Here is a 10,099-nt window from a genome sequence, read left to right as displayed (position 1 = left end):
ATATATTCTTTTTGGTTCTGTCCTTAAAACGAACCAGATTATATCATGGGAACTAAAAATGCATTAAAACGCATTTTACAGTAAACGTTCTACTCAATTAGAGAAAACTAAAAAAAATGAAACATTAAATCTTTGTCGGCATCCTATTCCTAACGATTTTAATTTCTTGTACTTCCAAAACATATGAGCCTGAAGGATTAACCAAACTTTCCGATACGGAACTTATTGGCCGAGCAAAACAAAAAAAGTTTCCTGACATTCAAACATTGATATTTAAGAATGAAAAAGGAGAACTACTAAGTCTTGATTCTATCCGAAAAATCCAGAATCTCGATGAATGGACAACAGACAGTTATGTTGATAAGAATGGTGACATAAAGGAATTGATTTTAAGAAAAGCAACAACAGAAGACAAGAAATTACAAGAACGAATCCAAAAAGCTTTAGAAGATCAACCGGCAATACAATTAGTTGATATTGATTGCACAAAAAAACAAGAAATACTGCAAGAAGTATTTGAAAGCGACCAGAGTATGCGAACAAATGATGGTTCAATAAACCCTGAAATTGACCGCCAAAATCTAACAACGGTAATAAGCCTGTTAGAGAAATGCGGAATACCGACATTAAATGAAGTTGACGAAATACAAATGAACGCGATATGGGTCGTTTTTCAGCACGGAGATAATGCAAATCGAAAAAAATACTTACCACTTTTGGAACAGTCTGCTGAAAACGGAGACCTAAAAGCAATACAAATCGCCATGATGAAAGACAGAACATTGATGATGGATGGCGAGCCTCAAGTTTACGGAACTCAAGTTTCAAAAAATGGAAATGAATGGGTACTGTATGAACTATCTAATCCTGAAAAAGTAAATAAAAGAAGAGCGGAAATGGGATTTGAACCATTACAGGATTATTTACAGCGTTGGGATATCGAATTCAATGTTAAACAAACTGAATAGAAATACTGCGTAGAACATTATATAAGAATGCATAGCTACCTACGATCAGCTACGAGATGTTATACTATACGTTAGACAATAATTTGAAAATGAACGAAACCCAAGTAAAATATCGTGATTGGGAATTCTTTTCGGATAAGGAAACAACCGAACTGACTTATCAGGAATTTCAGAACTCAGGAGCAGAGAGTTGTGGTTGCGCTCAGGTTTCTTCTGCCGAAAGCTTTCGGGACCAGATGCAATATCTGAGTCGGTTCCTCAGCCACTCGGCGAGTTGTTTGAGCTTGGCCTGAAAACTGGCCAGTCGATAATTGTTTCCCCAGCCCATCCATACCTCCCTGAGTTTTTGAAGCAGTTCTCCGAAATTGGTGTAGATACTGAAGTCATCCGCTTCTCGGACGTATTTCAGGTTTCTCCGCTCCAGTTCCTTGTCCAGCTGATCCACTTGGCTGTTCTGGATTTGTAATCCTGAACCTAAGTCGTTGGAATTGTAATCCTTAAAAAGTAGAAGACATATTTGAATAGAAAGAAAAGGAAAATTTAAAAAAGCCTCGAGATTTTAAATCTTGGGGCGCTAGGAATAACATTAAGGTTTGAGTCTGCAAATTTTGAAAATCATTTTCCGACTTATTCCAAATTTATTTTAAAGCTTCTAGAATCACATCTAAATAAGTACTTTCAATGTTTTTTCCAGTAAGATTAAATCTCTTTCCAAATTCACTTTTACAATCCCTCAGTACATTCTAATTTATTATTACTATATACATTTAGATCTGACTTGTCATAAACGTCACAAACTCCATTATCATAAAAGTTATTGTTTTTAAAAATATTTGGTTCGCTTAAACTTAAATCCGAACCTGCATGAACACCATAATAATTATTGCCTACAAATTGATTACCCATAATTAAATTACCTGAGCAATAGTCATCTATTCGAAGTCCATATTGGACATTGATTAATTTATTATTTTTGATATCATTGTTTTCAAATTTATCCTGATATAAAGCACTCTCAGGCCAGAAATTAACAAGAATCCCCCCATTTGCAGAAGTTCTATAAAGTGTAGAATTTTCTAACACATTATTTTTAATTGAATTTCCAGACATATTCGCTCCTATAGCAATACCTCCAACTGCAAAACCGGAAAACACATTATTTGAGATATCAGTGTCTCTCATCACAAAATCATTAACAAATACTCCATCAAAGCCTTCACCTATAGATTCTCCAGTAGTTATGCTCATCCCGATTAGCATACCTATAATTTTATTATGTTGGATTTTTGATCCAATCGAATTTCTAATACTTAGTCCGGTTAATCTAAGATATGGACTTGATTCAATCTCATTATTTTTAATTGTTACTCTATCCGCATGTGCGATATAAACACCAGGTGTTTCAGGAGGCATATTTATTTTGAAATTCTGAACTGTCACATCATTTCCATTTTCAAGAATTAAAATTCCCCCACTTTGATGCACCTCGTTACCAATACCCATTAATTTTACTCCTGGTTTATCGATAAATATTCTTTCATTATATACGCCATTACTAACTAAAACATTTCCTCCATCACAGACATTATCCACTGCTTCCTGAATTGTAACAAAATCTGAGGGAACCTTAACAGTCATTTTACATGCCTTCTTCTTTAAATTCGACATAGAGGCCAACCTTTCTCTATTTTGCTTTCTGTAAAATTCCCCTTGAGTTCGGAGAGTAAATGAATCAAATTCAAAACCCGAATTCTCCAAATTCTCTGTTGTCAAGATTTCCTCCTGACTAGTTTCCATACATCCAAAAAACAGGAAAATGGATAGTCCTAATAAAATACACTTTCTCATAAAAATCGATTTAAACAATTAAAAACTTATCCCATTAATAACTTTGACAATATAGTTGCCAAAGCGAAAATTTTCAAACTGAACTGATTTTATATTTAAAAAAAAGTATTTCAAATTTCAATTTTTATATTTCACATACATTTCCGGTTGTTCAGGATTTTAAATTCTTAACCTAATTTGCAGGATTTTATAATCAGGTAAAAACTATAAGGTTCGAGATTGTAGATATCGAACAACGAGAAAAAAGAAAGTTGGGATTAGTTAAAAAGATAAATTAGCAAATCGATAAATTAGGTCTCACATAAAACGACCTGGGCCATAAAACCGCAAATTTTTAATGGGTTTTATGGTTATTAAGGCAGAATTGAAAATAATTCTTTCTCCAATTTGAACACAAGAAGGTTCATTTTGGAAACAGTATATATTTCTTGATTGGCAACATTTGCATAGTGAAAATTAACAAATCATAATATGCAAAAAACGGTTAAATTTTAAAACAGAGAATGGGATGTTGCCGGAATCCTTCATTTCCCACAAGATTTTGATGATACTAAACAATATGCCGCAATAGTATGTGCTCACCCTGGTAGTAGTGTTAAAGAGCAAACGGCAGGTCTTTATGCTTCGAAATTGGCAGAAGGTGGCTTTATAGCACTGGTTTTTGATGCTTCTTTCCAAGTAGAAAGCGGTGGTCTTTCTCGTTATTTAGAAGATCCAACCACACGTGTGGAAGATATCCGATGTGCAGTCGATTACCTGGTAACCTGCTCCTTTGTGGAACAGCCACTAGCCATGTGCAAACCGTTTAGGTAAAGCAAAATGACAGACAAACAGCACATATTAAGACTGATTCAAAGCCATAAACAATTGGATAATTTCGATTATTCAAAAGCAGTTGATTGGGTGATTGATTTGATCCGACAAGGAAAAGAGACTGAAAATGTGCTAAGGCTTGCTTCATTTAGTGAGCCGATTGATAGATTTGAAATCAGACCTTATGTTACCAAGGCTCTTAACGACTTTGGAATTGAAGAACTCGATTATAAAAGTGCTGTGATTGCAGTAACGCATTACCACTTGAATGAAATTCTGAACGACCGACAGGTAAGAAAAAATTTACAGTCCCTCTCTCAGCTTTGCGTAGACAATGACTATAAATATGGACTTGTGAACTTCTATCTGATTTACCACGGGTGGGACGAACTCGAAGAAATTGGAGTGAACTACTACTTTGAAGGGGCGAACTTAGACAACATCGAAGAAGTCCTTAAAAAGGAAGCAAGAAGTGGATTGACAAATATATTCACGGAAAAGATGAGGAATCAATCCAACAACATTAAACAGGAGAAAAAGAAAAAACACTACCCCCGACCGTAAAGGGCATTTTAAAGGACAATCGTGAGACAACAAAAAATAAGAGGACATAAAAGAAGACATCGACATATCGAGGAATGGAGATTGGAAAATCTCAATTTAAGATTTGATTTAATCGAAAAATACAATGCTGACCACATTGACATTGTTGTCCACCCTTGGTGTGATATTTCAATAATAAATAGCAAAATACCTGAGCCAAAAGCTAAGACTAAAGAACTAATGTTAAGCGGCTTAATGGATATATATGAATCTTGGAAAAAGCAATTAGATGAACTTGGACAACCATACTATCTTAAAATTTGGCTGTATGAACCACGTTTTTCGAAATCTCAGCTCGTTTGTGGAATTGGTGAAAAAATAGATTATTACGAAAATGCTTTCTTCAAACCGGGTGAGAGTAAAAAATTGAAGCCAAAAAATTATGGACAATTAACAGGCAAAATTGAAAGTTTCAACTGGGATTATCGGGTAGACGAAGATCTCTACGAAAATACAGAAGTTGGAGAACCCGAAATGTATGCTTCAAGGCAAGATTATGAAGACACAAAAAAATGGTTTGCACAACTTTTAAAAAAGCCACACAGGACGAACAAGTTTATAGAACCAATTGGTGACATAACAGAATCTTATTCATTCAAACGTGGGGACATATGGCTTGGTGGACAAAATTAAAAACGTCTTATAGCAGGCTTTTGGCTCAATGGCGGGTCAAGTGATTAATTGAAGCTTTGTGATTCTTATCAAGTTCAGTGTTGACAGAATGTTTAGTGCTTCGAAATCAGCTTCTTCGCCAAGCGCCAATCCGTAGACTGCACTAACCTCAAAACTATTTTTTAATTTTATATACATAGAATTTTGATGTATTGTAATTCTGTGTATATTCATTCTATGAATTCAACAGAACTATTAAAAGGAACTCTCACAACGATATTGCTTAAATTACTTGATGAAAATGGGAAAATGTATGGTTATGAGCTTACTCAAAAAGTTAAGGAACTATCTGACAATAAAATATTAATTAAAGAAGGTTCCCTGTATCCTGCCTTGCACAAGCTTTTGAGTGATGGTCTTGTGGAAGTTGAGACAGTGAATGTAGGAAAACGGATTCGAAAATATTACTCTATAACAAAACAGGGGCAGGATAGAAAGATTGCTTTATATAATGAGCTCAGTGAATTTCTTAACACAATTCAGCATATTGTATTTCCAGATCAAAAAGCTTCTTTTCTATGATTTTAGAGGATAAAGAGGTTTCTTTTATAAAGGGGGAAATTGAAAAAAGTAAAATTTCCATTTCAGAACTTAAAGACGACTTGCTTGATCATTTTTGCTGTTTTATAGAAAACGAACTACATAAAGGAAGTTCATTTGAAGCTGCTTATGTAAAAGCTTTGAATCACATATGCCCCAATGGATTTGATGAAATTCAAAAGGAAACTATTTATTTGTTAAACTCTGAAAAGATAATTACTATGAAAAAGGTTATGTATTTAATTGGTCTTTTAGCCTCTATGAGCATGACTCTTGGGTGGTTATTTAAGTATTTAAACTGGACGGGTGGAGGAGAAATGTTAACTTATGGTATGATTTGCTTTTTATTGCTCTTTTTGCCAATGCTCGCTATTAACAGATTTAAAATGACATTGGGTAAAGCTTTATCTGAAAAACTTAAAATCATTTTAGGCTTCAGTGGTGCCATTCTAGCTGGTCTAGGTATCATATTAAGAACAAGCGGAATGCAATACGGTTCTTTAATAGTTGTTATAGGAACATTTATAATTGCATTTGGATTTCTGCCTTTTTTATTCTTTCGAATGTACCGAAAATCAATAGAGCAGATTTAATTTAAATAACAATGTATAGCTAGCTTTCGATACTTGCTTATCAAGTGGGTGTATACTGCTAAATTTGAAAGTAATTAACTTTGGTTGTAAGGCAAAGTGAATCTGATCTCAGACCCGACAGCTCGAATCCTTCTCCGTTACCTGCCAATTGAAAGATGAATATGGTAAAAAGCAAATTAATGGAAATGCACAATGTGGGCATTGTCGTAGAATCACTTGATAAAGCAATTGAATTCTTCTTAGAAATTGGATTGACACTTGAAGGAAGAATGATGGTTGAGGGTGAATGGGCAGGGCGAGTAACTGGGCTTGGCAACCAATCTGTTGAGGTAGCAATGATGGTTACTCCTGACGGATACTCACGACTTGAACTTTCACAGTTCTTGCATCCAAAAACAATTGCAGACCACAGAACAAATCCTGTAAATTCACTTGGCTATCTAAGAGTAATGTTCAGGGTTGACAACCTTGATGAACTTTTGGTCAGACTTGAAAAACACGGAGCTAGAGTCGTTGATGAAGTTGTTCAGTTTGGTGACGCTTATAGACTCTGCTACGTTCGGGGAGTAGAAGGATTGCTTATTGGTTTAGCTGAACAACTAGGTAACAAAACTGCAACAGATATTGTAGAAGACAATAATTGAAAATACAGCGAACCGCTAAAATGACTTCTACGTCAAGCCAGCAGATACGCAAACTTGCAGCCATTTGATTCTAATAAAATTCAATGCTGGTCGACAGTTTTGTTCTCCGAAGTCTGCCTAAAGCAAAAACCGAAATTGTCAGATTTTCAGTCTACTGGAAAGTGCTTCGAAACTACCCCAAGTTATGTGTAGGCCGTTGGCCACGAGCTATAATAGCAATCCGGATTAAAAGTTGTAAAGAAAAAATTGGTTGAACAGATATTACCAAAACTGTAGCACAAAAAATGGGAATCAAGGAAGGCATGCGAAGCATTTTAATCAATGCACCAGAAAGCTCAGTTAAGGCAATCGAACTTCCGCCAATTGAAATTGAATCGGAGTTAAATGGGCAATTTGACTATATTCATTTGTTTACAATTACGCAAAAGGATATGCATAAGGAATTTTTAAAATTGAAGGAACATTTAAAAGAGGTAGGCTCTTTATGGTTGTCTTGGCCAAAATCCAGAAAGTTGAATACCGACCTGAATATCAAATAAGTGATTAAAATCGGATATGATTATGGGCTTGTGGAAAGTAAATGTTTAAGCATAGACCACACGTGGTCAGCGTTAAAATTCACGTATCCGAGGAAAGGCAAAACATATAATAACAGCTACGGGAAATTGAAAAATGAGGATGGTAAATAATATAGCGAAGTGATAAACGAGCTAATCCATAAATTAAAGCCAGTTGTAATACTGCCACCAGCCATATGCAAACCGTTTGCACATATTTCAAAACAGTAGCCAGTAGACTTGATAATTTATATTTTCATTCCTTAGTTTATGAAAAGATCAGCTATTGTCATTTTTATTTTTTTTAGCGTTTTCCTTGGATGTACAAACTCAGGAAAAAATAATGCATTTGATCTTGAAGAAGAAGATATTTTAAATCTGGAAGGAATGAAGACTTATTTTCCAGAATTATTGACGCCTAGGCGTTTAAATATTGTTGGGGATTATTTAATTGTATCTGAAAGAAGTCGTTTATCGCCTGGATTACCCCTAATACATGTTATAAAGCGAGATCCTTTAGAATATAAATTTCCAAAAGGAGTGACAGGTTTGGGCCCCTTAGAAATCACTGATGCTACTCTAATAGAACCAGGATTCTCTGACAGCACTTTTATCGTTTATAGCGCCATGGCTAAAAAGTTTACAGACTTTTCTCTCAGTGATTCTTCAAGATTGGGAATCAGTGAATATAAACAGCAAGAAGGTTTATTTGGAATGTATAGAATGTTCCATGCGACCGATACCACCGTTATTGGAATTATGACAAATGATCCCAATAGACTGGTTGAATTCTCAACGAAAGATGGAAGCAGAATCGCAGGCTATGGAAATTGGGAAGAAATACCTGACACTGGTCATTTGATTGATTATACTGATCCGGATATAAGTTATCATTTGGGTGAAATCAACAAAGGTGGACTTAAAGCAAATAGAAAATTAGGACTATTTGTAAAAGCAAATAACTATCGGGATAGAATTGAAATATTTCATTATGATTCCAAGACTTTTGATATAGTAAATGGTCCTCGAATGGAGGTGCCGGATTTTAAAATTAAATATTCTGGTAGTAAGTCGGCAGTAATTTTCGATCGTGATTATCCTTATGGTTATGGTGATGTTTCCATTGGAGAAAAATATATTTTTGCTTTGTACGGCGGAGTAACAGATAAACAAATAAGAGAAACCAATGAGATCGCAAAGATCATCTATGTCATCACACATTCCGGTGAAGTGGTAGGATGATTAAACTTGGATATATCTGTGGCAGATATGATAGTAGATGATGAGTTAGGGCAAATATTTGGAATTACTACAGATGAAGATCCTGGAATCGTGATTTTTGATATTCCTGAAAAGTTTTTATAACTATTAAGAATTGTTGAATTGGGTAGAACCATCTATTCCCGTGAGCATTTTTTATTATTGTTAGAGGACAATTCCCGGACCCTGTTTAATCAGTTTTGAATTTGGCCCGTATCTTTAGTATGACCTCAGATGTTGACCTTCAAATCTTTAAAGAAACTAAATATTTTCCTTCAAAATTGGTCTGGTTATGTCACCCCAGTCTGATAACTGCCCTAAAATAGGAGATAATTTTTCACCGACTTCACTTAAACTGTATTCCACTCGTGGCGGTACAGTTTTGTAGTCTTTTCTAATAATTAAGCCGTCATCCTCAAGCTCTTTTAAACGCTGGGTGAGCATTTTTTCTGAAATACCGGCAATTTCCCTTTTCATTAAGCCGTATCGATTTACACCTATTTTCAGCATCCATAAAATATTAATTTTCCATCGTCCGCTTAAAAGGGTCATGGCATAGGTTACTCCGCAATGTTCTGCCAGAATCTCTTCATTTAATGAATTGGTCGAATTTGACTTTCGCATAGAATATAATTATTAATAATGCTAAGGTACGAACTAGATTGTATGTACCACACTTTTTGTGTGTAATAAAATCTACAGATAGTTTTGCCCCACTATAAAAATCTAAAAGTATAAAAATGGGAAAACTAAATAATAAAATTGCATTTATTATAGGTGGTAATAGTGGTATTGGTTTAGCGACAGCTGAGCTTTTTGCAAGTGAAGGGGCAAGGGTAGCGATTACTGGCAGGGATGAGAATACACTTAAAGATGCTGCCTATCAAATAGGAGAAAATACCCTCGCTGTGAAAGCTGACGTACTTAATTTATCCTCACTGGACGAGGCTTATCAGCAAGTGGAGTCAAAATTGGGTAAGATTGATGTGCTAGTCGTCAACGCCGGTATATTTAAAGGAGCACCGCTTGCAGCCTTTACAGAAGAACTTTTTGATGAAATTGTCGACATTAATTTTAAGGGAACATTTTTCACCATTAAGAAAGCTTTACCTTATCTGAATGACGGAGCATCAATTGTAATTACCGGTTCTGCTGCTGCTGAAGCAGGTGTTGTAAATGCTTCTGTTTATTCGGCAAGCAAAGCGGCGGTTCGATCGTTAGCCCGTAACCTTTCGGCGGATTTATTAGGCCGTAAAATAAGGGTAAATGTCTTATCTCCTGGCCATGTTGAAACACCCATCCACGGAAGACTTGGACTTTCTCCAGAGCAGGTTAAAGGCTTACGTGAGGAATTGGCAAATGGGGTTCCTGTAAAACGTGTCGGCAACGCAGAAGAGATGGCAAAAGGTTACTTGTTTCTAGCCAGCGATGAGTCTTCTTTCATGCTTGGGGCAGAAATAGTGATGGATGGAGGCTGGTCACAGCTCTGATATAACTGCCTTATTGAGTCAGGTTATAAAAAATAATCAATTCACAAATATAGGTTTAGCCTGTAATAACAATTGAGGGATTTTGTATGCTTAAAGATGCTTTTTTACCAG

General features: G+C 35.4%; 12 protein-coding genes. 9 read left to right on the top strand and 3 right to left on the bottom strand.

All coding sequences use genetic code 11. The features are described from left to right. The first annotated feature begins 266 nt into the window (after positions 1–266). Entirely contained in the window at positions 267–968 is a 702-nt protein-coding gene (locus AACZ73_RS21390; RefSeq protein WP_339880898.1) for a DUF6624 domain-containing protein, read from the top strand. Positions 969–1,170: 202 nt separating this feature from the next. Here AACZ73_RS21390 and AACZ73_RS21385 read toward each other — a convergent pair whose 3' ends face one another. Both AACZ73_RS21385 and AACZ73_RS21380 read right to left on the bottom strand, forming a co-directional pair. Further along, positions 1,171–1,296 carry a group II intron maturase-specific domain-containing protein gene (locus AACZ73_RS21385; protein WP_339880902.1) on the bottom strand — a complete coding sequence of 42 codons (126 nt, stop codon included), beginning with the start codon at positions 1,294–1,296 and terminating at the stop codon, positions 1,171–1,173. A 395-nt stretch (positions 1,297–1,691) separates the two neighbouring features. After that, the gene (locus AACZ73_RS21380; RefSeq protein ID WP_339880896.1) at positions 1,692–2,816 is read right to left on the bottom strand and encodes a right-handed parallel beta-helix repeat-containing protein; all 1,125 of its coding nucleotides are present in this window, start codon (positions 2,814–2,816) and stop codon (positions 1,692–1,694) included. An 819-nt stretch (positions 2,817–3,635) separates the two neighbouring features. Here AACZ73_RS21380 and AACZ73_RS21375 point away from each other — a divergent pair. The 7 genes from AACZ73_RS21375 to AACZ73_RS21345 all read left to right on the top strand — a co-directional run bounded on the left by AACZ73_RS21375 (position 3,636) and on the right by AACZ73_RS21345 (position 8,480). Next, on the top strand, positions 3,636–4,193 hold the full coding sequence (locus AACZ73_RS21375; protein WP_339880895.1) for a hypothetical protein: 558 nt from the start codon (positions 3,636–3,638) through the stop codon (positions 4,191–4,193). Between the two features lie 21 nt (positions 4,194–4,214). Then, on the top strand, positions 4,215–4,865 hold the full coding sequence (locus tag AACZ73_RS21370; RefSeq protein WP_339880894.1) for a hypothetical protein: 651 nt from the start codon (positions 4,215–4,217) through the stop codon (positions 4,863–4,865). Positions 4,866–5,081: 216 nt separating this feature from the next. Then, positions 5,082–5,426 (top strand): PadR family transcriptional regulator, encoded by a 345-nt coding sequence (locus AACZ73_RS21365; protein WP_339880893.1) that lies wholly within the window; start codon positions 5,082–5,084, stop codon positions 5,424–5,426. Then, positions 5,423–6,037, top strand: coding sequence for a hypothetical protein (locus AACZ73_RS21360; RefSeq protein ID WP_339880891.1), 615 nt, complete (start codon positions 5,423–5,425; stop codon positions 6,035–6,037). The genes AACZ73_RS21365 and AACZ73_RS21360 overlap by 4 nt, the downstream gene beginning before the upstream one ends. Positions 6,038–6,198: 161 nt before the next feature. Next, a complete protein-coding gene (locus tag AACZ73_RS21355; RefSeq protein WP_339880889.1) occupies positions 6,199–6,681 on the top strand; it encodes a VOC family protein in 483 nt (160 codons plus the stop codon). Between the two features lie 284 nt (positions 6,682–6,965). Further along, entirely contained in the window at positions 6,966–7,220 is a 255-nt protein-coding gene (locus tag AACZ73_RS21350; RefSeq protein WP_339880888.1) for a hypothetical protein, read from the top strand. A gap of 288 nt (positions 7,221–7,508) precedes the next feature. Beyond that, on the top strand, positions 7,509–8,480 hold the full coding sequence (locus tag AACZ73_RS21345; protein ID WP_339880886.1) for a BF3164 family lipoprotein: 972 nt from the start codon (positions 7,509–7,511) through the stop codon (positions 8,478–8,480). A 279-nt stretch (positions 8,481–8,759) separates the two neighbouring features. Here AACZ73_RS21345 and AACZ73_RS21340 read toward each other — a convergent pair whose 3' ends face one another. Then, positions 8,760–9,122, bottom strand: coding sequence for a helix-turn-helix domain-containing protein (locus AACZ73_RS21340; RefSeq protein WP_339880884.1), 363 nt, complete (start codon positions 9,120–9,122; stop codon positions 8,760–8,762). 116 nt (positions 9,123–9,238) lie between these two features. Between AACZ73_RS21340 and AACZ73_RS21335 the strand changes: the two genes are divergently transcribed. Further along, complete coding sequence (locus AACZ73_RS21335; protein ID WP_339880882.1) at positions 9,239–9,988, top strand: SDR family oxidoreductase; 750 nt, start codon at positions 9,239–9,241, stop codon at positions 9,986–9,988. Positions 9,989–10,099: the final 111 nt, after the last annotated feature.

Source organism: uncultured Algoriphagus sp., assembly GCF_963974835.1.
Taxonomy (GTDB): Bacteria; Bacteroidota; Bacteroidia; order Cytophagales; family Cyclobacteriaceae; genus Algoriphagus.
Note: the sequence above shows the minus strand (reverse complement) of the source record. Positions and strands in the feature narration are given on the sequence as shown.

What these genes read in the sequence shown, in the direction of transcription:
- AACZ73_RS21360 (WP_339880891.1), top strand. Translation starts at nt 5,423, where the DNA reads ATGATTTTAGAGGATAAAGAGGTTTCTTTTATAAAGGGGGAAATTGAA.
- AACZ73_RS21375 (WP_339880895.1), top strand. Translation starts at nt 3,636, where the DNA reads ATGACAGACAAACAGCACATATTAAGACTGATTCAAAGCCATAAACAA.
- AACZ73_RS21355 (WP_339880889.1), top strand. Translation starts at nt 6,199, where the DNA reads ATGGTAAAAAGCAAATTAATGGAAATGCACAATGTGGGCATTGTCGTA.
- AACZ73_RS21345 (WP_339880886.1), top strand. Translation starts at nt 7,509, where the DNA reads ATGAAAAGATCAGCTATTGTCATTTTTATTTTTTTTAGCGTTTTCCTT.
- AACZ73_RS21380 (WP_339880896.1), bottom strand. Translation starts at nt 2,816, where the DNA reads ATGAGAAAGTGTATTTTATTAGGACTATCCATTTTCCTGTTTTTTGGA.
- AACZ73_RS21340 (WP_339880884.1), bottom strand. Translation starts at nt 9,122, where the DNA reads ATGCGAAAGTCAAATTCGACCAATTCATTAAATGAAGAGATTCTGGCA.
- AACZ73_RS21385 (WP_339880902.1), bottom strand. Translation starts at nt 1,296, where the DNA reads ATGGGCTGGGGAAACAATTATCGACTGGCCAGTTTTCAGGCCAAGCTC.
- AACZ73_RS21335 (WP_339880882.1), top strand. Translation starts at nt 9,239, where the DNA reads ATGGGAAAACTAAATAATAAAATTGCATTTATTATAGGTGGTAATAGT.
- AACZ73_RS21365 (WP_339880893.1), top strand. Translation starts at nt 5,082, where the DNA reads ATGAATTCAACAGAACTATTAAAAGGAACTCTCACAACGATATTGCTT.
- AACZ73_RS21350 (WP_339880888.1), top strand. Translation starts at nt 6,966, where the DNA reads ATGGGAATCAAGGAAGGCATGCGAAGCATTTTAATCAATGCACCAGAA.